Below are 25,724 nucleotides of genomic sequence, written 5' to 3'. Positions count from 1 at the left end.
TATGGCTGAACCTGCGCGTAATCCTCCCCCACAAAAGCCAGAGCGGCCACATGGATTGCTTTATAACGTATTGTGGGGCTGGCCATGGAAGCTGATTGGTATCATTCTGGGTTCATTATTGTTGAGTCTGCTGATTGAGTATGTGGGTATTGCATTTTTCTGGCCAACGGAAGGGGCGGCACACAGTCAGCAGGTGATGAACACTGAACTTGGCTATTTATCGTCAGAATTCAAACGTAGTCTGTTGTTTTTCGAGCCCTCTGTCACCGTAATCCATTGGATCAACACCGGCTATCACTGGGCGTTTATCAACAGTGGCTTTATGGATTGGGTCAGTAACCAATATCAGATGCAGGCAAACAGTCATAGTGAGCTCAGTCGTAGCTTAAACGCCTGGAGTGGTTGGCTGGCACAATCATTGCGGGAATATTTGCTGGCTACTGTCTATGTCACAGTAGTTACCCTGGTTAGGGTCACCATCCTGGTTCTCTCGATACCCTTGTTTGCGATGGTGGTAATTGTGGCCATTGTCGAAGGTCTGGGACGTCGTGATCTGCGGCGCTTTGGTGCTGGCTATGAATCCAGTTTTCTCTATCACCATGCCAAACGTCTGGTGAAACCTGCCTTTTATGTACCCGCTATGCTGTATTTGTCCTGGCCGATGGCGGTCTACCCCAACTTATTATTGTTGCCGGCAGCGTTGCTATTTGGTACTGCGATCACAGTAACGACGGCCACATTTAAAAAATATCTGTGATTTTATAATAGGATAGATGGTAATGAGTGATGAATCCTGTGAGGCGGCTGTCGCTGCTATTCAGTTTGCGCTGGAACTGGATGCGGACGAATGTAAAATGTTCCTGCGATACTGGAATGAAGGTGAATTCGATATTCTGCGGGAAGAATGGGTTGATATTCCAGATGAGGTATTTATTGGCGCAGATCCTCTTTTTCAGAAGATGAGTGTCTCTTAATTGAGCTGGACGAAGGCGTACAAAACTTGTTTTTGTACGCCTTCGTCAGCAGACAAGCCGCTTGCGGCGCGTCAGATAAAATGCGTTGTTCTCTCCGGGGCGACTTATTTTAGCATTACTTTATTCCAGTCAATGTTGTGGCCTGCGGCCTCAAGTTCGCGTGCAAGTGCTAGTTTCCAGCCTCCACTATTGTCCATTGTCTCCCAAACAACTCCAGCAAAATCGCTTGGAATTTCTAGAGATCCACGTTTCAATGCACATACCTTATCTCTGCCCAAGCGACCAATAAAGAATCCTAATTCGAGCAATACATTCTGCCTTGCTCGGGGTTCGGGTGTTCCTCCTTTTATGCATCCCTCATCATCAGGGGTAAGCAGGACCACCGCAAATCCAACATCACTGTGTGCAACGACTTTCTCAATAACGGTTCTCCCCTGATTGGCCTGCTCATGCAATATGATAGCCTCCAACCCAATCCGCTCCAGAAATCGAGCTACTGTTTCTCGGGCACCGTCATCGTGACCATGAACAATAAAAACCTTGCTTGAAAACTGAGGCTTTAAGGCAGTTTCCGTATTTCCTCCAGATTGGACGTAGTTCTTGTAGTCGCGAATGAAGGGAATTATGAGTTGTCTAGTGAGAGCGTAGATTCCAGCGATGAGCTTATTGCCGGAATAGAAAAAGTGATGTCCAAAATTGGCAGCGTAATCAGGATTCGCAGCCAATTTCTCGATCAAGAGCAGCGTTAGTCCTAATGTCTCTCTGGTATCATTGGGCCAGGCAAGTTGTGCGCTTCCAGCCATGCCTCTTCCGGTTGTTTCACTTTCAGTAATGAAAGCCTCTAGATCGATCCCTTCCGTAAGTTTCTTGTTGGAGGGCTCGAGATCAGGATGCCTTAAAAGTTGAGCGAGTTTCTTCAGTGGGCGTTCGTAGGTCTGAAGCTGTGAGGCCTGCAAATCAAGGATCGCATTATTAATTTCATTAAATATGTCTTGTGCCATTATTCATCCTCTTCGGGCTTCAATCTGGCTTCAGTAGCTTTTTGAAGAATATTCTCTCGATACTTATCTTTCATCTGGTCAGCAAGAGGACCAATGATAGGGTTGGAGGCGTATTTTCCGAGACGTTCGTCAATCATTTGGTCAACGGATTGAAGAGCGGCCTCTATGCTGGAGGGTTCGTTGGGGTTAAAGGTTATTACTCCCAACTCACCATCTAATTCACCCAACGCACGCTCTGCTTCTTTAAGGTTTTTCTGAAGCTTATCGAGTCCGGTAATTTTAAGCATAAGTCACCTTGAATTATCTATGAGATCAATTGATTTCGAAAAATAATGTGTGTTATTGCTCTATTTGAATAATGAGGTTGCGAATGTTTTAAATACTGCAGCCATATATGCCAGTATTAATAATGCGATTGTAGCTCAGTGGTCAACGAAAATTGATCCTCTCATTAGCATTTTTGTCAGGAACTACTTTCTGACTTGCTGATTAAGCTACTTCAAATAAATTATCACCATTGCGTAAAGGGTTTATCGCTGACCAACCCTCCTTGATTCCTCATCCTATACACACCGTCAACTTACTGTGAGGTGTGCATGTTTTCTCCCTCAGTTTGGCTTGCTTGTTTTTTGGGTGCTTCATTGCTGTTTACTCATGCGGCAAATGCATCAGAGAAAGACGAACTGGCCAGCTCGCAACGCCTACTCGATCAGGTCCAGGCCTCGCTGGAACGTGCTCGCGTTGTTGCTGCGCAATCTGACCCCGCCGATCGTGCCCGATACCATTTTGACTATCAACGTATTACTGCGGATTTGAATGCCATTAGAGCAGGTATTGATACCTATCTGGCGCCATCCCGGGCGCAGCCGCGTGAAGCCAGTTCCATTGCGGGAAACTACCGGCGGGAGCAGCCCTGATATGTCTATGACTGCTGCACAATCCTCAGCCTTTAAATCTACATCTGGTTTGGATCCGCAAGTACTTAGTCTCATTTGCATCGGCTTTCTGTTGGCTGCGCTATTTCTATGGGCTGCCTGGGCATTAAGTGATGTCTGGAATGGGTGGGCTAACGAGAAAGTCAGAGATGCAGCGATGGGCCGGTTTGTATTGAGAGCTGCGATCTTGTTGGTCATCAGCATTTGGATGTTTGCCAGCTAATTTTTTCTACACAGAGGAGTTTCTCCATGTTTCTGTTTCGCCGTTTTATCTCGTTCTTATTCTACATTGGCGTGTTATGCCAATCTGCGTTTGCTGCTTTGCCTAGCGTGGAGGCTCCACAATCTAGTGGTGGCTCCGGCATCATGGGGCAGATCAAAGGATATCTACAGGATGGCATTGTTCTGGGTGGATTGCTGGTAGCGGCCATCATGTTTATTAATGTTGCGATTGCTGCTGGTCATACTTTTACTGAAGTTCGTAATGAACGTGCAACCTGGACGAAATTTGGCGCTATCGTCGTCGTAGGAGCAATCCTGCTTGTCATCATCATCTGGTTGCTGGGCAAATCTGCCAACATCATTTTGTAAGGTGCCGGCATGCGGACCATTCCTTTTTTACCCGATCGCCTGAATGCCGAACCCGTGGTGTTTCGAGGGTTTACCACGCCAGAGTTGGGGCTTGCTGCGTTGTTTGGGACTCTTACCGGCCTCCTGTGGTCCATATTTCTTATTCCTCTTGCTGGATGGGTCATTATCCCTACAGGGATGTTATTGACACCTTTATTGGTGGTTGGCTTCGGTGGCAACTGGATAGCACGAATTAAACGCGGTAAGCCTGAGAACTACATCTGGCAAAAGTTGGGAGAAAAGAAACGGCGATTTGGGTTGGGGGAGGGGACGTTGATTATTCACTCTCAGGGATGGTCATTACGCCGTAGCCAATCTAAGGGACGATCATGAGCATTTATCGTAACGCGGTGAGAAATCGCGACCAGCATATTCTGACATTACGCATTGCCTGTGGCGTTCTGGTTGTCCTGCTACTGGTCACGATACTCGGCTGGATGCGGGCACCTAGCAATTTGACGGTTCACAATCCTCCAGATCTCCGGGCTGGTAGTACCAAGCCCTGGTGGGAAGTGCCGGCACCGACAGTCTATAGCTTTGCGTTTTACATTTTCCAGCAGTTGAATGCCTGGCCAAAAAATGGTGAACAGGACTATCCCAGCAAAATTTTTAGCCTATCCCCGTACCTGACGCCATCTTGCCTGGATTTTCTGAATGCAGACGCGAAAAAACGCTCATTGGGTAATGAGTTACTGGACCGCGTTCGTGTGGTTTACGAGATACCCGGGCGTGGGTACAGCGCGGAGAGTGTAGATGTTATCAGCCGTGATAACTGGGTTGTCCGTCTGGATCTGGTGACTGATGAGTATTATCACACCGAACCTGTCAAACGCGTACTGGTGCGTTACCCGCTAAAAGTCGTTCGCTGGGATGGGGATGCTGAACGTAACCCGTTTGGCCTGGCACTGGATTGTTATGACGCTATGCCACAGCGTTTGGAAATTTCACATCAGCCTCAGCCAGAGAAAAAGGGGATTATGCAGTGAAAGTGAAACCTTCCACAGCACGATGGTTTTTTCATCGCGGGTTACTGGCATTTCTCATGACCGTATCGTGGCATGCCGCTGCTGACGAATTAATTAAATGGGAGCGGATCCCGCTGCAAATTCCACTAAAAATTGGGCAAGAACGCGTTATTTTTGCTGATAAAAATGTTCGTGTTGGTTTCCCTCCGGCACTGAATGACAAGTTACGCGTACAATCGACCGGTGGCGCAGTTTATCTCAAAGCGGACAGTGCATTTCCTCAAACGCGGTTGCAGTTACAGGATTTGGAAAGCGGCGAGATTATTCTGCTCGACGTGACAGCGTCATTGAATGGCCCGACGGAGCCTATCCGCCTGGTGTACAGCGGTGATGTGACCTCGGTTGATAATAGCGACCGTCCAGCCAAATCATCTGAGCGTAGTAGCTCATCCTCTGCTTCGGAAACGAAGCCAGACGCGAAAGCGCCTAAGACTCCCCGCTATAACGCACCCTTGCCCGTCGTTCTGACCCGTTTTGCCGCACAAACACTCTACGGTCCTTTACGTGCGGTAGAGCCAGTGAGTGGTATTCATCCCGTTAATCCTCGGCTATCTGGGAAGATCACGACGTTATACCCCTCTGAACCGTTTGATATTACCACGCTGTCAGCCTGGGGCGTTGGGGCGCGCTCCGTTGTAGCCCTGCGTATTCGCAATACATCAAGTCGAAAGGTCGTCCTCGATCCCCGTGTTCTTCAGGGACAGTTTGTTTCTGCCACGTTCCAGCATCGTTGGGTAGGGCCAATAGGCACACCAGAAGACACGACAACATTGTATCTGGTTACCGATAGCCGTCCGGAACTGGCATTTGTCGCAGAGCCGGTCGCCAAAATGAGTTCGGCATCAGGTAAGGCCAGTAAGAAGGAGCGTGCTCATGCAAATTAAGTCCAATACGCTGGTCAAAGTGATTGTGCCATCGGTACTGGCCATCGGTGCATTGATTGGCGTAAAGAGTTGCCAGAGTCCGGATCAGGCGCAGAGTACTGCTGATACCGCTAAGACGACGCTGGGATTATCTCAGGATGAACTTAAAGCGTTAGGCGTCGCCGGCGATACGCCAGAGGATACGTTACGTACGGTTGTTGGTTCGTTGAACCAGGTACGCAGTGATTTGGGCAAGCTCAGCCAACAAAATGAGGACCTGAAAAAACAAAATGATGTGTTGACCCGACGTAGTACCGATGTATCCGGACAAGTGAATGAGGCCGTTTCAGGTGTGCAACAGTCCTACGACACGCAACAAAAGCGCTTACAGGATGAGCAGTTACGGCTACAGAATAAAATCCAGGAACTGACCGATAAAGTGGCTAATACGATGAGTAATCCCGGTGGCCATATTAGCGGAGGGAGTAACTACCTGGGATCCTCAGGGCACGGTGATATCCCTCTGGGGTTAGGGTTGGACGGCATGGGAAGTGGTACCACTGGCACCCAGTCACAAGGTGCAGATGGCCTGATATGGGTACAACCAAAAGACCAGAAGCCAACGGATCCTAATAAGACTTCCAGTGCTGGCATGCCAGCGCTCCCTCAGTTTCCTACCTCCTTTCTTAACGACAATGAGCTAACGCGCCAGAAAGCGGCGTATGAGCAACAGGTGAAAGGGTACTCGAACGAAAAAAATGAGGTTACAGCAGAGCCCGTTTACACCTTACCAGAAAATTCCACGCTGATCGGTAGCCGGGCAATGACGGCGCTGTTGGGGCGCGTTCCGATTAACGGCACTGTGACTGACCCCTATCCCTTCAAGGTACTCATTGGTAAAGACAACCTGACCGCAAATGGCGTTGACTTACCTGATGTTGAAGGTGCGATCGTATCAGGTACTGCCAGTGGTGACTGGACGTTGTCGTGCGTTCGTGGCCAGGTCAATAGTATTACGTTTGTGTTTGCCGATGGTACCGTTCGCACATTGCCGCGTGCCAACGCCAACAGCAATGGCAGTAGTAGCGGCAATGATCAAGGTGCAAGTGGCGCTAATGGTGGTATTGGCTGGATTTCTGATGAAGCGGGGATCCCGTGCATAAGTGGCGAGCGAAAATCTAACGCATCTACTTATCTGCCCACTATTTTTGCCCTCTCTGCTGGATCTGGGGCAGCCAGCGCGCTGAGCCAGAATCAGCAAACGACGCAAGCAAATGGTTACGGCGGGATGACGTCCTCACTCACGGGAGACGCAGGGCAGGCCGTCCTTGGCAAAGCGCTGGCCGGTGGCCTGAATGAGACGACTGACTGGGTGAAACAGCGCTACGGGCAGACATTTGATGCGATTTATGTCCCGCCTGGCATGCGATTAGCCGTGCATATTACGAAGCAACTGGCGATTGATTACGAAGATAAAGGTCGCAAGGTTCGGTATGACTTCTCGTTGCAGGCTGATGGTAGCAGTCAACGTGGTTTAGATTAAGGAGGCGAAATGGAAGACGTTCACGCCTGCTGGGAAAATATCTGGATCTTTAGCACGGCATCCGCAACCGACAGGCTCCGGATTGATATTCATTATTGTCAGTCCGATTCTGAATTATTGGCCAAAAGCCTGGCTGAATCAGCACAAGCCTCGCTTTACTGGGTTAACAATGCTCTGTTTCTTGATGTCGGTAGCCATTGTATTCCGGTGCTGGAAGGCTGTTTTCTTGTCAGACAACTACCGCCCGCATCACTCAAACGCTTTGAACTGGCCTGTTTTCTGGAAAAACAGACCGATCCTTTCCTGATGGCTATCGAACAGGGCCATCTTAATGACTGGCACACCGTACGGATGACGGTTGCCGAATTATCCCGTCACCCGATGTGTCGGTCATTTTCACTCATTGCCGGTCATTTTCACTTATTCCGACGTTCTGGAGAACAACATGCCTAAATACCAGATTATGGTCACGCTGCTGGTCATCGCGCTCTTGAGCGGATGCTCGACCTCAAAAGAAGAAATGCTGCCGGCTGGAGAACACTCCATGTTGGAGTTATGGAATGGCGCAGATGGAGAAGGAACTACTCGACGTTCTGCTCAGGCCCGAGAGGCATTACGCCGACCGCTGAGTACCGGGGAGAACCAGGCGTCTTTACATGACGATCGGAGCTACAGTCGCACTCAGGAGAGTGAAATCAGCCAACAGTTCCCCCGTCTGCCGAATCCAGACATGGTGATATACATTTTCCCTCATTTGACGGAGGGCAGTACACCCGTTCCCGGGTACAGCACGGTCTTTCCGTTCTATAGCCAGACTCAGTATGCGATGCCGGGTGAACGCGTGGAGGCGCTGTAATGTTCTCACTATTTAATAAAAAGCGCCTATCCCGCTCTCGGGAAATTCGAGTGCCTGATGAAGTGATCGGCAGTCTTGCTGAAGGTATTCCACTCCAGGTTGCTGGACGAGCGTCACTGCAACGTCCAGGGAAGATGACGATCCAGGATGAGGTAAAGCTCAATCATGCTAATCCCTCAATCATCGATTACCTGCCGTGGGCAGAGTTCTTAGACAGTGATAAATGCCTGTTGTTGGATGATGGCATTTCTGTCGGAGCGGTATATGAAGTCTCTCCCGTTGCGACAGAAGGACGTACGGAAGCGCGCCTGGAACAAATTCGCGATACGGTCGAGGATGCCATACAGGACAGCTTTGACGAGCTGGATGAAAACCCCTGGATTGTGCAGTTCTTTTGTCAGGATGAGAACAATGTCGATACCTATATCGACCGCCTGCGGAACTATGTTAAGCCACATGCCCAGGGTACACCGTTTTCGGAAGCCTGGCTGAAAGAGACTGAGCGACACTTACGGGGGATTGCCCGTTCTGAAGGGCTGTTTACTGACACCAAAATTACCGGCCAGCCCTGGCGCGGTCAGCAGCGCCGTACGCGCATGGTGGTATACCGCTGGATTGGTAAAAACAACCGAGACCCGATGCCGCCGATCGCTATGCTCAATCAGGTCTGTGAACGTGTGACCAGCGCATTGTCGGGTGCTGGTGTAATGTGTGTGCGACAGAATGGCCATCAGGTGCATGGCTGGTTGCTGCGTCATTTTAATCCCTCACCGGAATGGGTTGATAAAGACACGTTATATCGTCAAGCCGCCTATTTTGACCGACGCGATACACCTGATGGCACCATGCCGGTACTCAATGATTTTACGGAAACGCTATGGTTCAACCCGCCACGTTCGGACGTGGAGAACGGTGTATGGTGGTTTGATAATCAGGCGCATTGTGCGTTGCCGGTCGAGAAATTACGGCGCCCGCCAAAACCCGGAGCGATTACAGGGGAAATGCTCCGGGGGGAGAAGATCAATGCGTTAATGGATCTCTTTCCGGAAGGTACCACTCTGTGCATGACCATTGTGGTGCAGCCACAAGATAAGCTGGAAGCCGACTTTACTCGGCTATCGAAGAATGCCGTAGGGGAGAACACCGAGTCTGGCCGTGTTCGCCAGGATGTCAAAACCGTCAAAGAGTATCTGGGTAACCGGCATAAGCTGTACCGTGCTGGGCTGACGTTTTTGCTGCGTGCTGATGATGTGGAAACGCTCAATCATAAATGCGTAGAGCTGACAACGGTGTTGCTAGGTGCTGGCTTGCAGCCAGTGCGGCCGGAGTATGACGTTGCACCACTGAACACCTATTTGCGGGCATTACCTATGTGTTTTAACCCGGAGACGGATAAGAAACACTGGTATACCCGGCTTACGTGGGTACAGCATCTGGCAGGGTTATTGCCTGTAACGGGCCGAGAAACCGGTACGGGTAATCCCGGGATCAGCTTTTTCAATCGCGGGGGCGACGTATTTTCATTCGATCCGTTGAATAAAGGCGATCGCAGCCAAAATGCACATAAGCTGATATTTGGACCGACCGGTGCCGGGAAGTCGGCAACGATGTGCGCGATGTTATCGCAGGTGATGGCTATCCACAGACCCCGACTGTTTATTGCTGAAGCCGGCAACTCATTTGGGCTGTTGGCCGATTACTTTGAAAGTCTGGGGCTGACGGTGAATAAGGTCAGTATCAAACCGGATAGTGGATTGAGTCTTCCGTTGTTTGGTGACGCTTATCAGTTGTTGAACAGTGATGTTCCTCTGGCCATTGATGCAGATGCACTGCCTGAGTTGGATGCGGACAGCGAAGATCCAGACGACGAGAAAGAAGGTAATAAAGAAAAACAAAAACGAGATATTTTGGGGGAAATGGAGATTTCAGCCCGCATGATGATTACTGGCGGGGATACGAAAGAAGAAGCTGAGCTGAAGCGCGCCGATAGGGCGATGATCCGTGAAGCCTTAATTATGGCGGCTAAAGCTGCCTATGCGACTTCCGAACAAATGTTGCCCTCTCATTTGCAACGTGCATTACTCAATATCTCCATGGATACCGAACGTAATGAACAGCGTCGGACTAAAGCCGCAGAGATGGCCGAATCGTTAAGCATGTTCACACAAGAGGGGAGTTTTGAAGCGGAACTGTTTAACCGTGAGGGGCAGCTCTGGCCAGAGGCTGATGTGACGCTGATTGACCTGGGCTATTTTGCGCGTGAAGGGTATGAGGCACAGATGGCACTGACGATGGTGTCACTGACTAACACCGTTAACAATATTGCTGAACGCGATCAATACAAGAAGCGAGACATCGTATTTGCCATCGATGAGGCGCACATTGCAACAGTGAATCCGCTTCTGGCGCCATATATGACCAAGATCGTCAAAATGTGGCGAAAGCTGGGTGCCTGGCTCTGGCTGGCAACGCAGAACCTGGAGGACTTCCCTGACGCGGCCGGCAAAATGCTGAACATGGCTGAATGGTGGCTATGCTTGGTTATGCCGAAGAAAGAGGTCGATGATATCAGCCGCTTCAAATCCCTGACCGATGAACAGAAATCGGTGTTGATGTCGGCCAGCAAGCTGGATAAATGCTACACCGAGGGCGTCGTATTATCGAAGAACGTCCAGGCGTTGTTCCGCGCCGTTCCCCCCAGCTTGTATTTGGCGCTCGGTATGACAGAAAAAGAAGAAAAAGTGGAACGACGTCGTTTGATGAATGAATTCCATTGTTCGGAGCTGGAAGCGGCAATGCGGGTCGCCACAGCATTAGATAACGCCCGTGGTTTGGTTGAGCAGGAGAAAGTTGCAGTATGATGACATTGAAATACCCTACGCCGACTATCCAAACGGAGAGTGGCCATTTTCCCATGCTTTTTAGTCTGAAACCGCAAGGCGAGGCGGGGATTTCCCTGAAAAACGATAACGAGCTGCAACAGTTGCGTGATGCTATTCGCCAGCGCTTGCCTATGCAGTGCAATGTAACGTGCCATCCTCACCGAGTCGGTACTCGAGGTGCAGTAGCGCTGCATTTTGATGGCGGACACGGTATCGGCCCCTGTGTTGATATCCTGATCTCTGTTGCCGGCACAACGAGTTGGCCAGAGATTGATGATTACGATCATCCCCGCTGGTACATTTCTGTTCCGGATGCTGTTGATGTGGTTTATTTGGTTCTGTATCTGAAAGAGATAGCTGCAGGCAGTATCGACGCTATCAGCGCTGATGCGTTATGTTTGCAGGGGGAATCACATCAATACGAGAAAGCCGCGGTTATTACAACGGAACGTCTACGCTATAAACTGACCAAAATTAAAGAGGCTACGTCAGAGCAGAATAATACTGAGTCATAAGTTACGCCGCATGTGGTAGAACAGCCCCCTTACAGTGAACTGATTCGGGGGCTAATGTGGGTTAAGCTTTTCTTTTGACTGTCAAAGAGTAGTCTTTATCTACGAATCCTTGGCCACTATTTGCATTGACCATGGTGGGACGAATCCAGTGAAGCTTCTCATTTCTGCGACGAATATGTCCTCTGCGAAGGTGCATTCGCTTTGTACCTCCCCCCGCCCCAATTTTAGTCGGTTCAGAGGATGTTTTTTCATCAGTGAGTTGTAGGATTTTATAGGTGTAAGCTGGGCGGTCTTTCTGAGGCAGAGGTTCGATACGACGTCCATTTACAAATTTTTTTGTGGGTTTTTTTTGTAATGTAACGGTCTGGATATTTTCACAGTTCAATACACTGCATGCTTGAATGAACGCCTGAACTTCATCACGGGTATCGATAAAAAGTTGGGCGTATAGCCGTTCACGCCCCCCTGCTTGCTTGATAAGCTCATCTGCGAATTCACTACAGGTGATAAACGGTTCCGCACTGAATTGGCGTGCATTCGGTTTCAGAAAGCCGGAATCTCGCAATGCTTCCATAGCTATTTTGGATGCGGGTAGTAAATCGTCATAGGCTGCTTTACGCATTGTATTTTCATAAGGAAAAAATACGTAACCTGTACCTAAAATCCATTTTTTTGAAACATCAGACCAGGAAATGGGAAGAATAAATACTCCACCCTCCGGATAACCATTCAAAACTTTATTACAGTCTGGTATTGGTTCAAATCCCGTTTTGCTTTCCCAGCAGAGTGCAATGCGTTTAGTTGAAAGCGATTCCGGAAAGCCTTTAAGATGCGGAACTACTGAATCCTTAACCCACGGAATTTCAAACGTGACAACTGGGTAAGGAAGCCTTGCAAGATCCAAATGGGTTTGGCGGTATTCCTCAGGTTCAAGGATATCGCAGCAGTTAGGAAGGATAAATTTGACGCTGTTATCTAGCATGTCGATGACTTGCCGCATAATGTATGATGCCACAGGAGCACCGACGCGCAATTCGCGCTCCATAAATTTAAGGTCTTTAATGGCGTCTGGCGTATAGTTAAGCGCCTTAATTGATTGTATTGTCACTGTTATGTCCCTTAACTCGATTATCAGACCAACATACCATATCGTTACGTTTTGTTATTTGCGCTAGCCAGTTGAAAAAGTGAAAGATCTGCTATCAATGTAAATTTTCGCGTGTCTAAAAAGAGTTTACCGCTGCTTATCTTCCCCACCTGCTGCAACCTGAAGGGTATTTATTAACCTAAAGGAGTGCGGTGATGAACAGCAAAATCTATGCTTTTCTTCTCCTGTTTTTACCTGCCCCATTATTGGCCAACCCTGTGGTCTATACCGACCAGCAACATCCTCCCAGCAATCTGACACCAGAAACGCAAATAGTTTGGCTGGATGCGCCGGAGCGACTGCAGCGTGCAGTGTTTGGCGAATTTTCAGCCTCGATGGATCAAGCGACAGGGCAGGCTCAGGCTGTCATGCGTTCCCCACAGTGGCAACAGCATGAGAAGGATCTGCAAACGGCCTATCGTGGCGTGGTGCATGCATGGGAAATTGGCGTACAAAAATATCCTGCTGTCGTTTTTGACGATCGCTACGTGGTGTACGGCACCGCTGATGTTGCCATGGCTATTACATATAAAATGCAAGAAAGGGGGAGTCATGAGTAAATGGCGAACCCGACTCCGTCCACTTGCTGTTGGCATTATGCTTACGACGGCATGTGAGCCTGCCGCTATTGCTGCCGTTAATACCGCGCAGATTGTTGCCAGCGCTATTTCGCCTGGATGTATCAGCTGGCGTGTCAGTGGCATTTGTTACTGGCTGTTCTGCACGAATTTCGGTTGCACCATACGAACGTCCGTCAAGGTGTCCCACTTTATTCCCGATGCGGTCGTGTCCACATACATGGCTCCAGGAGGTAACCCTTGGACAGAAATATCTCCAGTCAGCCAGGGTGCTGGAGGGTTGGAAAGTACGATTACCAGTGGATTAACTGGTGTTACTGCCGGCGGTGGTAACGCAGCAGACATTAAGGATCCTGGACGAAGAAAATCCAACATCAAATTTAGGTATGCGGATGCAATAGGTCACCCAGCCTCGACACTTATCGGTGGACAAATTCCCGGTTATTCCTGCGACAGTGTCGCCACACCGCTCATGCCGTATTTTCTGAGCACGCTAGATTCTCTCGCCTGGCGAACGGGAATTCCTGAATCACTGTATCCAGAGGCACTTATTCCTGGCCAGCGTGAAGTCGGTAGCATGGCATCAGGAAATATGTGGGGGAATGTTTATCCCCGCTCTGGATTTATCCAGCATACCGATGACGATAAAGCGTCAACTGTGGTCGCTCAGCGCGTGGCGGACATCATTACTCGCTCTGGTCAACTGCACGTCTATCAGCCCCTGACAGGCTCCCGCCGTGATGGGTATTGGCCTCCCGAACCTGTCGTGGAAAACACCAACAATCACAAGTGGCAGCGTTTGTCTCCACAGCTAACGTCCTCATGCGCCGTATTCCCTGATGGTGACCACATGTCAGCTGAGAATGGCAATGCAGCCTATGCCCTTTGGCAGCCCTACAGTTGCTGCCAACGTCGTGGCCAGCGGTTGTTATCTACCACTAATTTTTAAGGAATAACGATGAACATGAAATTTTGCGTGTTGGCTATGGGTCTGCAATGGGTTACGCCGTGCGTTCTGGCCGATCAGTTCAACGTCAATTTACCCCAGGCGAACAGCGGAGCGCTAGGGTATGGGGCTGACGTCAGTGGTGCTGTGTCAGATAAACTCTTTTATACGCTCGGTGGCGGTTCTGTGATTTCGCAGCCGGCGACGCGTATCAGTATGCAGAAGCTGGGTGTTGATCTCGGTTGGAGTTCTGATTTGCAGTGTGGCAATTTTGACCTGAAAACGACGGTCGGCAATCAGTTGAATGGCGTGACATCCGGATACAAAAACCTGATGGGGGAAGTCATTCAGGGGGCGACCGGTGCGGTCTCCAGTTTACCTGGTGCCATTATTTAACGAGCGAGCCCGGGACTCTATGACATGCTGACTAACGGTGTTCTACAGGCAAATGTCGCATTTGATAAGGCCATGTTTAACTGCCAAAACATGACTAAACGGATGATGGATTTTTCGGATTCCAGCAAATGGACGCAATCCGCACAGGCAGATGAATACAAGCAACTGGTTAATAGCGGAAAAGCGGATGCCATTCAAACGGATAATGACTCCCAGAAACTGACTGGCAATAACGGCCAAAATTGGATTGGTGGCCAGCGACGTGGCGGTAAAGGGCAGCCAGCTATTCGCCCAACACACGATTTGGCCGCAGCCGGTTATAACATGATGAATAGCCAGCCGGCGTTGAGTACATCTTCCGTCAGTACCAGCAATTGCACTGGCTCAGTCTGTCAGAAATTCCCCAACTCGGAGGAAGCCGCAAAAGCTGTCGTCCAGGTGCTTGGCGATCGCTCGATGCGGACGTGTAAGGTTGCCACTGACTGCACCAGTGGGGATGAAGGCCAACAACCCGGAACTACTCAGGCGGGAACCGGGTTTGCCCCCATGTTGGAAGAGGCAACGAAAACCAACCTTGAACAACTGGTGAAAATGGTTAATGGGGCAGAGAAACCGACTGCTGCGAACCTGGCCAAACTGAAGGCAGGTAGTCTTACTATCACCAGTGGAGTTATCCAGGCGTTGCAACGTGACCCAGATAACGCGGCGTTAACTGGCCGGCTTGCCAGCGAACTGGCGATGGCGGATACGGTCGAGACGGCATTACTGATGCGCCGTATGCTGATGACCGGTATGTCCGAGCCAAATGCCGCAGCTCAGGAAGCAGCAGTTGATGAGGGTACTCGGCGTATTGAATCGCTCGATCGGGAAATTAATGCGCTGAAGAATGAGATGGAACTCAAACGCGAGCTGGCACGTAACTCGGTGCTGACCATCATTGAGCGGGAAAATAGTCGCGTAGAAACCAATCCGCAGAAGCAAATCCAGGACAACACGGATATGCGCGTCAATCAGATGACTACCCCTGTTCAGGGTAAATAATTATGCCTGAATCTAAAAAGATACAGTCTCAGCCTGTTTTTAAACGGCTACGACAGGCAACCAGAGTGTTGCTACTCCTGTTGCCACTTGGCTTTGGATCTATGCTTATTGCGTTTCTGATAGCGAATATCGGTGTGTCATATCCAGATGAATTCTTAGCCCTTCGTCGTTGGATGCAGCGAACGAGCATTGGCTGGTTGGTCTGGCGGTTGATGCTGTATAGCGTACTGGGATGGGGGTTCTGGAAAATCTGGCATGCCCCTGGATGTAAGCCGGAATATAAAGCCCCGCTGAGACGGATGGCCATCGTGAGTGTGATGTTTTTACTGGCGTGTGAATACGCCATGTATATCGACACAGGAATGACGCGATGACCACAAACAGCTATTTCGAGTATTTTCTGACGCTGCTGGGTTGGGTCATTAATAATGGCCTGTGGAACATCCTGATTGGTACCGGACTATTTGCTGCACCTTTGGCCTTTAAAATAGTTGGTATTTGGATGAAGGTCCGGGAAGAAGGAGAGGACGAAGGAAACAAAGGAATGCTATCGCTACCCCGCATCGAAAACGCACTGTACGGTGGGTTCTTTGTGATGTTGGCCTGCTGCGTTCCGTTGATTAATTTGAGCCTGAGTACCATGCAGTACGATACGTCTCGAGCGAAAACGTGTGGAACCTGGACACCATTGTCTCCGGATGAAAGTGGGTATTCGAGCGTAGTGTCCAGCCTCAATGATCAGACGGCTGCGGTACCTTTTTGGTGGGCCGTTGTACACCGCCTGTCAAAAGGGGTGACGCAGGCTGCAGTCGCGACCATTCCTTGTCGCCCGGATTTGCGCCAGGTTCGTTTTGAGGTGCAGAGAACCAATATCAGCAATCCGGCGCTGGCTGAAGAGCTTCAGGATTTTACCAACGACTGTTATGCGCTCGCGTTATATACGTGGAAACAGCAAGATCAGGGTGCCACAACGGATAAGGATGTGCTGAAGGACATTGAATGGCTGGGCAGCTCAACGTTTCGTTCCCGCTATTATGGTGAACTGAACTCAAAAATGCCGCGGTCAAATTTTCCCTGGAGCGATGCCAGGGACAGCGGGCGACCGAATACAGGACGGGGTGGTTATCCTACCTGTAATGAATGGTGGTCCACTGCAGATACTGGTTTGCAGGATAGGGTCGTCAATCAAGCTGACCCAGGCATGTGGCTGCGTCTTTCTGCCGCATTGAAAATGATGGGGAAAAGCACGGCTGACTATAAAGAAGCAGTAATCAGGCGACTGGTGAGTCCTCAGAGCCTAAATATCTCTCAGGGGGGGCAGGTTTACGCAGGCTATGGTGGTAATGCGGATTTCACCACGATGAATACCGTCAATCGGTTTGGTGCTATTGCCGGCGGCGCGTTAGGAAGCTTGGGGGCATTTCCGGCGTTTGATGCGATGCGCCAGGCGTTACCGATGGTTCAGGCTATTTTGTTGATGGCCACGTATGTCATGTTACCGCTGATCCTTGCTTTTGGTGTCTATGAATTCAAGGTCGTGATTACTCTAACATTCGTGATATTCGCGCTGAATTTCCTGACATTCTGGTGGGAACTGGCACGATGGCTCGACAGTTGGCTGCTTGAAGCGCTCTACAGCTCAGATACCCACAGCCGATTTAATCTGGCTGGCTTTCAGAATACTTCTGACGATATGGTCATGAGCTTTGTGATGGGAACGATGTTCATCGTTCTGCCTACGGTGTGGATTGGTGCGTTATCGTGGGCTGGCGTAAATATAGGAAATGTAATGTCAAATGCGATCGGTACTGGAGTGTCTAAAGCTCAGAGTTCTGCTGAACAGGCGGGGAGTGCAGCATCAAAGGGAATCAGTTCATTCGCCGGAGGAGTTAATGAGGGCTTGAAATAGTCAAAAATGAAAGGGGGAGCGTGAGCTCCCCTTTAGTTCTAAAGTTGTTTCTGTAATTTATTAATTATAGTTTTTAACATCACCACCATAAGGACATCCGTGATAATTTGGATCATTATGAGGGTGGCTTAAATCAAAGTAATCAGTCTCTTTCGATACGTCTAGTGGTGGAGGATCAATGTATTCACTTGAACCATGACTCTGCTCTGTAGGCCGATTGACGCTACCTCGACTCATTACAGATGCTAATCCTGCTGCAAAGATAAGAACGGCAGAAAGAATCGCTCCGCCCAGTAAGACTCCAGATACGAATAGCACAATCCCTGCGACTACAGGTATATGCCCAATCAGCTCGGGTAGATGGTGTTTGGTAGCCCATGCAACACAGGTCGCATCCCATTGTTTCAGGCGGTTTTTGGTGCTTTTCCAGATACCTGCAGCCTTGAGTCCACGCTGATAGGCTTGGTTCTTTGCTGTGCTTTGCATCTGAATATCCTTCTCAATGGAACATCTCATGGTTACATTTTAGTCTAGTGAAGGGCGCAAATCCATCAAATAAAAAGAAAGTACATACTGCTTTGCCAGAGCTCTTGCTGTTATAAAACAGGCTTCAAACAAGGAGGACAGTTATCCCACTCCGACTTTATAGCCAGTATGCCGCCAATCCTTAACGGTGTCAATTTTATATAATCGTACCCTTTTAATGTAATCGTGCACTATTTGTTGTGATTGATTGTTGTTGAGTGTAGATTAGTGAAATCAAAACAATATTAAATTGATTCAGGGTGTGCCATATGACGAAACAACCCCGTTTACCGCAAGGGGCAAATGAAAACAGTATCACGATTGCCCTGCGTAATGTGTCGCCTCCATTGGATTCCACTATCACCGATCTGGCTTTTTTGGCAGGTAAACCGAAAGCGACGTTTGTTAAGGAATTTCTTGAGAAGAGCCTGAGTGACCATATCCGTAATTTCGGGATGAAGAATAGCCTCGTATTATCGCTGGACCATGAAATTGCTGCTCACATTGGTGCGGAATTGCTTGACGGAGAGTTTCACTCGGAACAAGTCAGTTACTGGAATCAGGAGTATCGTCGGCTGTTGAACATTGGCAACGAGGAAGATCTGCGTCGTATTCTGATGGCCAATGTTCCATTCCTTATTCCGCGAGCTGACCAGGTTCTGTCTGGCAATAAACGGATTCCGCGCGGTATCTCAGTGACCTTTTGCCTTTTTTCAGAGTTAGCGAGCTGCGGCAGAGATATTATTGACGAGGCTTGGCGAAATATTTTTTATTCGCCTCTTCCAGATCGCCAGCATCGCTTCTACCTTCATATTGACCAAATTCGTGTCCTCAAGAAATTGTCTCCAGTCTCTGGTGCACTCAGTTGGACAGATGAAAATGTGACAGTAAACATCTGGCAGCCTAGGGAATATAATTATGGTGCCTGGCGTGTCCTTATTTGCCTTGGTGACAATGTTAATGAACCTCAGAAGACATTTTCATTCCCAGAACTTCAGCGCCGATTGCTGTTGCCCGACACAGACTATCAGGCTGTGACTACAATGGGACTTTCTGAACCATCAATTGGCTTTCGGTTCCGTGCTCGTATCAGTGAGATGCATTTGTATTCAAATAGTGTTGCTGAAGATGACAATCCTGTCTCTCTCGAACAAGTGGCTCGTGCTCTTATTCGAACAGTGAGTCAAAGTCTGTAATATTTTGTGAAGCCAAGAATATAATTCGTGGATTATTAACGAGAAAAGCCACCGCGAGGGTGGCCTTTCCGGTACTAACTTAATACGCACGGGTCCGAAGAAATCCGCGCCTTGATGCGTGAAATCTAACAGTATCTGTTGTCCACGTCAACACTGACTTTAAGGCCCTGGAGGGCAGTATGGAACTGGAAGACTATATCTCACCCGAAAGGCTAAAAATTTACACTGATGTGTTGAAGCTAAAGCCAGGCGAAGAGCTTGGGGGGTATAACTGGAATAAGGCGCTCTCTGGTGCGATGCAACCACTGATGCACTGCCTTGAGGTAACGCTACGCAATGCCATCGATCATGCTATTCGCCGCCATCCTTTACCTGGAGCCGTAACTCACTGGCGTACTGATGCTAACTGGATATTTGATCTGCCACGTTACATTGGTGATAAGACATGGATACGGCAGGGAAACCGCTACAAGAAAAATTCACAGGGTCAGGTTATTTATCGTCGCGAGAAACCAGTGTACAACAAAACAGCTTGGGAAGAAGATTGTATTCGTAAAGTATCCAGTCGCATTCGTGATGCTGGAAAAATGCCAACGGCAGAGCGAGTCATCTCTGGACTGGATTTCGGTTTCTGGACCAATTTTTTGACCAACGCTTATGATGAACCCCGAAATCGTTCATTGCTGTGGCCTCAGTTACTACCGGAGGTTTTCCTCGGAGCACCTGCTGGGACCCCTCGTCATGTTCTGGAGAAAAAATTTACTCGCATACGTGATCTACGCAACCGACTTGCCCATCACGAAGCTATCTGGAAATTTCAAGAGGAGGACTCTGCGACTGGAAAGCCCGATTATAGCCGCCCGGTCTATGGTTTAAATGCATCATTACAGTTGCTCCGCCGAGCATGGAACGACATATTGGAGGCATTGTATTGGATAAGCCCAGCACGGCATGCCTCTTTTATTGCTGAAGAGCATCATGTGAGATTCGAGGCGCTGGCCACACAGGATGGATTATATAGCTTCATTGGGCGGGGGTTGGTAACGGAGGAACTAAATGTCCGACGTAGCAGAGAGCTCAGAAAGATGTTGCGTATGCTGCGCCAGAAAAAAATTCTGAAACTGACAACACGGGGAAATGTTGTTGCCATTATAGGACCGGATTTTATCCGGCAGGAAAAATAACCCCAATCTAAAAAATAAGCTATGAAAAAAGGAATAGCCCGTTCCGAGGGTCAGATTGATATCTTACATCTGTAGAAGATGGGCATGCAGGTTACATACCACACTGATAATCCGGTGTGACATCAGGCAGAATCAGCAGGCTACCTCTCTCTATCGTGCTAAATTAAGTTTTGCGATCGAATGAATGGTCAGTAACATCCATGTGTTATGTACAACCATCACTAAAACACACCGGATTATCAGTATGGCAAATGAGCGAGTAACGGAAGGGTTGGTACGAGATACGTTAAGGGGACTTGGTTACTATGGCGCAGACAACGGGATCAGCATTGAAGAGCAAAAGTCTGAAATATCCAGAGTTAAAACTTTGTTATCTAAAGCAAGCAAAAATGCAAAAGGGAATGCAGGATACCCTGAATTTATTATTTCTAACCTGAAAGATACGGCATTTCTCATTGTCTTCGAGTGTAAACATGATGTGAGAAAGCACGAAAGCCAGACTGGAAATAAACCTGTTGAATTCGCTGTAGATGGTGTCTTGCACTATGCCAAACATCTGGCAAAGGACTATACCGTTGTTGCCGTCGCTGTCAGTGGTGAAACAACCAGCTCAATGAAAATCTCCAGCTTCTTGGTTCCTGCAGGAACGACAGAAACGAAAATTCTTACCAATGAATCAGGTGCTCCAGTGATGGAGCTGCTTCCGTTTGATGATTATTACCGACTGGCTTCTTTTGACCCCGATGTTGCGAAAAAACGCCATGCTGATCTGCTTGCCTTCTCCCGTGAGCTTCATGAACTCATCTGGGCTAAAGCTAAAGTTTCCGAAGAAGATAAGCCTTTGTTGGTCAGTGGAACGTTAATCGCACTAATGAATGTCACGTTCATGAAGACATTTGACAGCCTGCCTGCAGGGGAGTTGCAAGATGCCTGGCTGGGGGCGATTAAAAAAGAACTGGATAAGGCAGAGATCCCCCAGGCGAAAAAAGACACGATGTTGCAGCCGTACACCTCTATAGCAGTACACCCCAATCTGGGACGTCCTGACAGTAGAACGGCAAAAGAGTATCCTGGAGGCGTGTTTAAAGAGATTATTCGGAGAATTTGTGAAAATGTCTGGCCGTATATCAACATTTATCATGATTTTGATGTTGTTGGCCAGTTTTATGGCGAGTTCTTAAAGTACACCGCTGGTGATAAAAAAGCACTCGGTATCGTACTGACACCTGGGCATATCTCAGAATTGTTCTCTTTGCTGGCAAATGTTGGGCCTGAGTCGCGGGTCCTGGATATATGCGCCGGCACGGGCGGTTTTCTGATTTCAGCCATGCAACACATGCTGAAAAAGGCGGTGACAGAAGCGCAACGCCAGGATATTCGTCGTAATAGGCTGATAGGAATAGAAAACAGTCCAAAAATGTTTGCCCTGGCTGCTTCCAATATGATCCTCCGTGGTGATGGCAAAGCCAACCTGCACCAAGCCAGTTGTTTTGATGATGCGATAATTCGCTCAGTAAAAGGCATGAAGCCTAATGTTGGAATGCTAAACCCACCTTATGCGCAATCGAAAAGTGATGCGGAACTCCATGAGCTGTATTTTGTGAAGCAGATGCTGAATTGCCTTCAGCCTGGCTCTATCGGTATTGCTATTGTTCCAATGTCTTGTGCCATATCTCCTAATCCGGTAAGAGAAGAATTACTGAAACATCATACGCTCGATGCCGTAATGTCGATGCCGCCAGAATTGTTTAATTCAGTGGGAGTTGTTACTTGCATTATGGTGTGGATTGCAGGCCAGCCTCATGAATATTCAGATCGGAAAACCTGGTTTGGCTATTGGCGTGATGATGGTTTTATTAAGACTAAGCATAAAGGAAGAATAGATTCTAATGGTACATGGTCTGGCATAAGAGATCGCTGGATCGAGATGTATCGTAATCGCGAAGTTCATCCAGGAGAAAGCGCTACATACAAAGTTTCAGCAAGCGATGAATGGTGTGCTGAGGCTTATATCGAAACCGATTACTCCTCGTTGACGAAGGAAATATTTGAGCAAGATATTAAAAGGTATCTGCTTTTTAATTTAATGCTTGATGTGCAGATTAATCCGACATCAGAAGGAGGGGAACATGAAGTTGAGTGATCTTTTTTATATTAGAAATGGCGTCGCCAGCAATAATGTCGAGGTGTTAGCGCAACCTGTCATCGACTCTGTACCTTATATAAGACCTGCAAGTACGCAACAAAGGACCATTGCTGGTTGGGTTAAAAAAAACGCTATTAAGCCAAATCATATTTATCCTAGAGGAACTATATTCGTTTCAACAGACGGTGAAGGAAGTCATACGTACTCATATGTTTCAGGTTTCGATTTTGTGCCTAACAGTAATGTTTCGGTTTTATTACCAAAAAGAGAAATGGCCCTTCAAGAGAAAATATTTTATGCTCATTGTATTACTATGAACCGTTATCGTTTTTCTTATGGGCGAAAGCCTAAAGGAGAACGACTTGGAAAGATAAATGTTCCTGGAAGTGCTCCAGAATGGTTTTCTGAACTGGATAATATATCCATTTTTGATTCAATAAATAGATTTAAAGAAGATAAAAAAACATATATTGAAAAAAGTAAAGTCTTGGAGTTGGTTCGTATCCAAGATTTGTTTGATGTCCGTTATGGACATTCTTTGGAATTAAACAGACTTAGATTATTGAGTAAAGGTGAAGGTGGTATTCCATTTGTATCAAGGAAAATGGGTGATAATGGGATTTCCTCTTATGTGGCACCGATTTACTCTATGCCGCCTGCATCAGCAGGAGAGTTAACATGTGCTTTAAGTGGTAATGGTGTGTTATCTACCTTTTATCAGGAAACCCCATTTTATACGGGTTTTCATGTGGCCTGTCTTCGACCGTTATTTGAAATGTCTCGCGAGGAGTTATTATATTATTGTTCATGTATATGGCAGAATCGCAATAAATTTAGTTATGGACGGCAGGCTAACCGAACACTTAAAGATCTATTAGTGCCATCACGGGACTCAGTTCCTCACTGGGTTTACGGGGCATTATCTCAGATAACTGAACAGGTTATAAGTAGTTCAGCACGTTAAATTGTATGAAGAGCATTATTAATATGCTATCCACATATCCACGGAAAAATAAGCCAGTGAGTCCGCGCTCACCAAAGGCGCGGGCGAACGGGAGCGGTCGGCGAGTGTCGAGCCGACTTTGTCGGTGGGTATGTGGGTAACTATTTGACGATCCCGAATCGCGTTGTTAATATAATTTTCGCTGTACCATCGTCCGCTCGGACGATCACCAATGATCTGTCAGCCTGTGAAGATCGCCTTCGGGTGGCTGAGAACACTTCTGTAGCCTGCAAGGAAGAACACGTTCAGTTACGTGTGGTAAATCTGCCCGCCTTTGGAAGCAGATATCACCAGGTAGTTTAAACGCCGTTGCGAGCGTGGTGATGAAGGTTCGTTTATCTACTCAAATACTGGCTCGTCTTACCGAGTACAGCCTGATGACTTCAGCAACTATTTGATGTTGTTCGAGGTTTTCTATTTTACGCACGATTCAAGATACGAATACGTCTAGAGCGACGTCCGCCCTTTGCACGCACGTATAAGGCCATTTGGTACATTTGGCCGCTTACGGGAGACGCAATGGAAGGTCGAAGCTGCGCGGCGTCACTTGTGCATGAGCAACGCGAATACCAAGTGACGCGCGCAGCGCGTATACGGTCAGAGCTTACGCACTGCCCGATAGACGATTCTTCTACCATCTGACCAACACGTAGTAACGGTTTTAATACGTATAAAGACGTTTTACTAGCCGTTTAATGGTCGTTCATTTAACAAACAGTCCGAATGCATGAAAGACATCATCATGAAGACATTTCTATTAGATAGAGGAGGTAATCAGCACGACATCGATGGCGACGCCAGCAATAACTGGCGTGTGGAGGTAGACTGACGAAAGTCAGCCCGGCGTAAGCCGCGAATGGGTAACACCCAGGGTGCCTTGCAACAATTCAACATTTCGCCCCCGATGCACAGATGTCTGCTGAGACGCAGGATGCGCAAAATCAAACCGTGTCGTCGGGGATGAAGTGCCTATTTTAGCTCTCTTTCAAAAGGGAGTCGGTGAGTTATGTATTCCGTTCACACGGACGGAATACATAACTCACTTCATTGGATCAGGAGGACTCATATGGCTAAGTTAAATAAGAATCTTGTGACGTTAGCGCGGGACGGTGGTGGCAGTTTTAAAACACTCAATGACCGTATGAAAATAGCCGATCGTTTTGCGGAAAGGTTAAAGAGCTTGAATGTGCAGATTAGGGATGCAAAGAATATTAAGCCCCGTCATATTGAAATGTATATCAGAAGCCGTCAGGAAGAGAAAATTTCAATCAGGACGTTGCAAAATGAAATGTCAGCAATACGATCAATTTTGCGTGCAGCGGGTAAGACCATTATGGCTAACCCGGAGCATGAGAGCTTGAGTAATAGATCGTTAGGAATTTCTGGCGCAAGTCGTGACGGCTCAAAAGTTGCTATTCCAGATAGTATATATCAAAGCATTTTAGAAAAAGTGAGGGCGGCTGATGCTGGCGCAGCTGCAGCAATGGAATTATCCCGTTTTCTTGGTTTGCGGACTGAGGAAACCATTCAGTCGGTTAAATCCCTTAAAACATGGCAGAAGGCGTTGCAAAATGGTGATGAGAAAGTTCGCATTGTTTTTGGTACGAAAGGAGGGCGGCCAAGAGATACCACCATTATTGAAAGGGACAGGTTAATCAGTGCAGTGAATAATGCAATACATGTTGCGAGCGAAAATAACGGTCGATTGATTAATCGTCCTGCTTTGCATTTGGCAATTGAAAGGTATCGTAATACCGTTAGAGATGCAGGGCTTGTTGGTAAATATGCACCTCACAGCCTTCGATATGCTTATACCCAAGATGCAACAAAATTACATATTAAAAAAGGATTCAGCAAAGAGGAAGCTGACGCATTAGTTTCTATGGATTTAGGTCACGGTGATGGTCGAGGTCGTTATGTTGCCCGCGTTTATAATAAAGCTGATCCCTCTCAGTGAGAAAGGATCAAGATGATTGTTTGACCATTTCATTGTAAATCGCTAAAGCAACCAATCTTCCTTTTTCTGTTAACGCATATGACAATTTCAATCCTTCATCTCTGTATTGTTCAACAAAACCATTTTTATGTAGAGTATGGCAGGACGTTCTTAAGTGATTTAAGTATAATGACGCACTACGGTTTTTATTTATCATTGAGAATAGCACAGTGACGGTTACAAAATGTTGATGACATTTTTTTTGTTCAATTGCATACAGTAAAAATAAGACATCACGTTGGTTTTTTGAAATACGCATACTACCTCCCTCTTGTTCGTATCGGATACGATTAAATATTCTTCTTGCAAACGGTTCAATTTTTTATTCGTATCTGACACGAATAATTTAATGACACAGGGATGGTCGAGAATATATTGAATCTAATTCCATATTTTAGTATTTTGGAAAGGCTAATCTGTCGTCTCTTCTGAC

Annotated in this window: 27 protein-coding genes and 1 pseudogene; 23 read left to right on the top strand and 5 right to left on the bottom strand. The window is 47.7% G+C overall.

What is annotated here, in order from left to right; genetic code table 11:
• Position 1: 1 nt before the first annotated feature.
• Positions 2-757 carry a TIGR03747 family integrating conjugative element membrane protein gene (locus A0G03_RS06895; protein WP_048258589.1) on the top strand — a complete coding sequence of 252 codons (756 nt, stop codon included), beginning with the start codon at positions 2-4 and terminating at the stop codon, positions 755-757.
• A gap of 22 nt (positions 758-779) precedes the next feature.
• Positions 780-974, top strand: a complete 195-nt coding sequence (locus A0G03_RS06890) for a hypothetical protein (RefSeq protein WP_048258590.1) — start codon at positions 780-782, stop codon at positions 972-974.
• A gap of 104 nt (positions 975-1,078) precedes the next feature.
• Here the strand turns inward: A0G03_RS06890 and A0G03_RS06885 are convergent, their stop codons facing one another.
• Together A0G03_RS06885 and A0G03_RS06880 are read right to left on the bottom strand one after the other, a co-directional pair.
• A complete protein-coding gene (locus tag A0G03_RS06885; protein WP_048258591.1) occupies positions 1,079-1,975 on the bottom strand; it encodes a TIR domain-containing protein in 897 nt (298 codons plus the stop codon).
• Positions 1,975-2,262 carry a hypothetical protein gene (locus tag A0G03_RS06880; protein ID WP_048258592.1) on the bottom strand — a complete coding sequence of 96 codons (288 nt, stop codon included), beginning with the start codon at positions 2,260-2,262 and terminating at the stop codon, positions 1,975-1,977. The genes A0G03_RS06885 and A0G03_RS06880 overlap by 1 nt, the downstream gene beginning before the upstream one ends.
• 309 nt (positions 2,263-2,571) lie before the next feature.
• Between A0G03_RS06880 and A0G03_RS06875 the strand changes: the two genes are divergently transcribed.
• Genes A0G03_RS06875 through A0G03_RS06825 form a run of 11 tightly spaced genes read left to right on the top strand, consistent with a single transcriptional unit; the run spans position 2,572 to position 11,224 of the window.
• Positions 2,572-2,892 (top strand): integrative conjugative element protein, RAQPRD family, encoded by a 321-nt coding sequence (locus A0G03_RS06875; protein ID WP_039290430.1) that lies wholly within the window; start codon positions 2,572-2,574, stop codon positions 2,890-2,892.
• Position 2,893: 1 nt separating this feature from the next.
• On the top strand, positions 2,894-3,133 hold the full coding sequence (locus A0G03_RS06870; protein WP_048258593.1) for a TIGR03758 family integrating conjugative element protein: 240 nt from the start codon (positions 2,894-2,896) through the stop codon (positions 3,131-3,133).
• Between the two features lie 26 nt (positions 3,134-3,159).
• On the top strand, positions 3,160-3,501 hold the full coding sequence (locus A0G03_RS06865; RefSeq protein WP_048258594.1) for a TIGR03745 family integrating conjugative element membrane protein: 342 nt from the start codon (positions 3,160-3,162) through the stop codon (positions 3,499-3,501).
• Positions 3,502-3,510: 9 nt separating this feature from the next.
• Positions 3,511-3,873: a TIGR03750 family conjugal transfer protein gene (locus A0G03_RS06860; RefSeq protein ID WP_048258595.1), complete on the top strand. Its 363-nt coding sequence runs from the start codon at positions 3,511-3,513 to the stop codon at positions 3,871-3,873.
• Positions 3,870-4,526 carry a PFL_4703 family integrating conjugative element protein gene (locus tag A0G03_RS06855; protein WP_048258596.1) on the top strand — a complete coding sequence of 219 codons (657 nt, stop codon included), beginning with the start codon at positions 3,870-3,872 and terminating at the stop codon, positions 4,524-4,526. Before A0G03_RS06860 ends, A0G03_RS06855 begins: the two co-directional genes overlap by 4 nt.
• A 56-nt stretch (positions 4,527-4,582) precedes the next feature.
• Positions 4,583-5,449 carry a TIGR03749 family integrating conjugative element protein gene (locus tag A0G03_RS06850; RefSeq protein WP_053075289.1) on the top strand — a complete coding sequence of 289 codons (867 nt, stop codon included), beginning with the start codon at positions 4,583-4,585 and terminating at the stop codon, positions 5,447-5,449.
• Positions 5,439-6,971, top strand: a complete 1,533-nt coding sequence (locus tag A0G03_RS06845) for a TIGR03752 family integrating conjugative element protein (protein WP_048258598.1) — start codon at positions 5,439-5,441, stop codon at positions 6,969-6,971. The genes A0G03_RS06850 and A0G03_RS06845 overlap by 11 nt, the downstream gene beginning before the upstream one ends.
• Before the next feature lie 9 nt (positions 6,972-6,980).
• Positions 6,981-7,424 carry a hypothetical protein gene (locus A0G03_RS06840; protein WP_039290443.1) on the top strand — a complete coding sequence of 148 codons (444 nt, stop codon included), beginning with the start codon at positions 6,981-6,983 and terminating at the stop codon, positions 7,422-7,424.
• Positions 7,417-7,827: a TIGR03751 family conjugal transfer lipoprotein gene (locus A0G03_RS06835; protein ID WP_048258599.1), complete on the top strand. Its 411-nt coding sequence runs from the start codon at positions 7,417-7,419 to the stop codon at positions 7,825-7,827. Before A0G03_RS06840 ends, A0G03_RS06835 begins: the two co-directional genes overlap by 8 nt.
• Positions 7,827-10,688 (top strand): conjugative transfer ATPase, encoded by a 2,862-nt coding sequence (locus tag A0G03_RS06830; RefSeq protein WP_048258600.1) that lies wholly within the window; start codon positions 7,827-7,829, stop codon positions 10,686-10,688. Before A0G03_RS06835 ends, A0G03_RS06830 begins: the two co-directional genes overlap by 1 nt.
• Entirely contained in the window at positions 10,685-11,224 is a 540-nt protein-coding gene (locus A0G03_RS06825) for an acetyltransferase (protein WP_317615883.1), read from the top strand. The genes A0G03_RS06830 and A0G03_RS06825 overlap by 4 nt, the downstream gene beginning before the upstream one ends.
• A 61-nt stretch (positions 11,225-11,285) precedes the next feature.
• On the opposite strand, the gene A0G03_RS06820 is transcribed toward A0G03_RS06825, so the two are convergent.
• Complete coding sequence (locus A0G03_RS06820; protein WP_101749493.1) at positions 11,286-12,332, bottom strand: AcrVA2 family anti-CRISPR protein; 1,047 nt, start codon at positions 12,330-12,332, stop codon at positions 11,286-11,288.
• Positions 12,333-12,526: 194 nt separating this feature from the next.
• On the opposite strand from A0G03_RS06820, the gene A0G03_RS06815 reads away from it, so the two are divergent.
• The 5 genes and pseudogenes from A0G03_RS06815 to A0G03_RS06795 all read left to right on the top strand — a co-directional run bounded on the left by A0G03_RS06815 (position 12,527) and on the right by A0G03_RS06795 (position 17,241).
• On the top strand, positions 12,527-12,931 hold the full coding sequence (locus A0G03_RS06815) for a TIGR03757 family integrating conjugative element protein (protein WP_048258601.1): 405 nt from the start codon (positions 12,527-12,529) through the stop codon (positions 12,929-12,931).
• Positions 12,924-13,898, top strand: coding sequence for a TIGR03756 family integrating conjugative element protein (locus tag A0G03_RS06810; protein WP_048258602.1), 975 nt, complete (start codon positions 12,924-12,926; stop codon positions 13,896-13,898). The genes A0G03_RS06815 and A0G03_RS06810 overlap by 8 nt, the downstream gene beginning before the upstream one ends.
• A 36-nt stretch (positions 13,899-13,934) precedes the next feature.
• Positions 13,935-15,332: pseudogene (locus A0G03_RS06805) on the top strand (integrating conjugative element protein).
• Between the two features lie 2 nt (positions 15,333-15,334).
• Positions 15,335-15,706 carry a hypothetical protein gene (locus A0G03_RS06800; RefSeq protein ID WP_048258603.1) on the top strand — a complete coding sequence of 124 codons (372 nt, stop codon included), beginning with the start codon at positions 15,335-15,337 and terminating at the stop codon, positions 15,704-15,706.
• The gene (locus A0G03_RS06795; RefSeq protein ID WP_048258604.1) at positions 15,703-17,241 is read left to right on the top strand and encodes a conjugal transfer protein TraG N-terminal domain-containing protein; all 1,539 of its coding nucleotides are present in this window, start codon (positions 15,703-15,705) and stop codon (positions 17,239-17,241) included. Before A0G03_RS06800 ends, A0G03_RS06795 begins: the two co-directional genes overlap by 4 nt.
• A gap of 60 nt (positions 17,242-17,301) precedes the next feature.
• Here A0G03_RS06795 and A0G03_RS06790 read toward each other — a convergent pair whose 3' ends face one another.
• Positions 17,302-17,727, bottom strand: a complete 426-nt coding sequence (locus A0G03_RS06790; protein ID WP_048258605.1) for a hypothetical protein — start codon at positions 17,725-17,727, stop codon at positions 17,302-17,304.
• A 308-nt stretch (positions 17,728-18,035) separates the two neighbouring features.
• Between A0G03_RS06790 and A0G03_RS06785 the strand changes: the two genes are divergently transcribed.
• From A0G03_RS06785 to A0G03_RS06765, 5 genes are all read left to right on the top strand, one after another.
• The gene (locus A0G03_RS06785) at positions 18,036-18,962 is read left to right on the top strand and encodes a hypothetical protein (protein WP_048258606.1); all 927 of its coding nucleotides are present in this window, start codon (positions 18,036-18,038) and stop codon (positions 18,960-18,962) included.
• A gap of 179 nt (positions 18,963-19,141) precedes the next feature.
• Positions 19,142-20,146 (top strand): Abi family protein, encoded by a 1,005-nt coding sequence (locus A0G03_RS06780; RefSeq protein ID WP_048258607.1) that lies wholly within the window; start codon positions 19,142-19,144, stop codon positions 20,144-20,146.
• Positions 20,147-20,390: 244 nt separating this feature from the next.
• Complete coding sequence (locus A0G03_RS06775; protein WP_048258608.1) at positions 20,391-22,289, top strand: HsdM family class I SAM-dependent methyltransferase; 1,899 nt, start codon at positions 20,391-20,393, stop codon at positions 22,287-22,289.
• Entirely contained in the window at positions 22,276-23,256 is a 981-nt protein-coding gene (locus tag A0G03_RS21950) for a hypothetical protein (RefSeq protein ID WP_053075288.1), read from the top strand. The genes A0G03_RS06775 and A0G03_RS21950 overlap by 14 nt, the downstream gene beginning before the upstream one ends.
• 1,105 nt (positions 23,257-24,361) lie before the next feature.
• Positions 24,362-25,252: an integrase domain-containing protein gene (locus tag A0G03_RS06765; RefSeq protein ID WP_048258610.1), complete on the top strand. Its 891-nt coding sequence runs from the start codon at positions 24,362-24,364 to the stop codon at positions 25,250-25,252.
• A gap of 7 nt (positions 25,253-25,259) precedes the next feature.
• On the opposite strand, the gene A0G03_RS21740 is transcribed toward A0G03_RS06765, so the two are convergent.
• Positions 25,260-25,550, bottom strand: a complete 291-nt coding sequence (locus tag A0G03_RS21740; RefSeq protein WP_072061991.1) for a helix-turn-helix domain-containing protein — start codon at positions 25,548-25,550, stop codon at positions 25,260-25,262.
• Positions 25,551-25,724: the final 174 nt, after the last annotated feature.

The sequence above is a fragment of the Pectobacterium peruviense genome (genome assembly GCF_002847345.1).
In the GTDB taxonomy this organism is placed as follows: Bacteria; Pseudomonadota; Gammaproteobacteria; order Enterobacterales; family Enterobacteriaceae; genus Pectobacterium; species Pectobacterium peruviense.
Note: the sequence above shows the minus strand (reverse complement) of the source record. Positions and strands in the feature narration are given on the sequence as shown.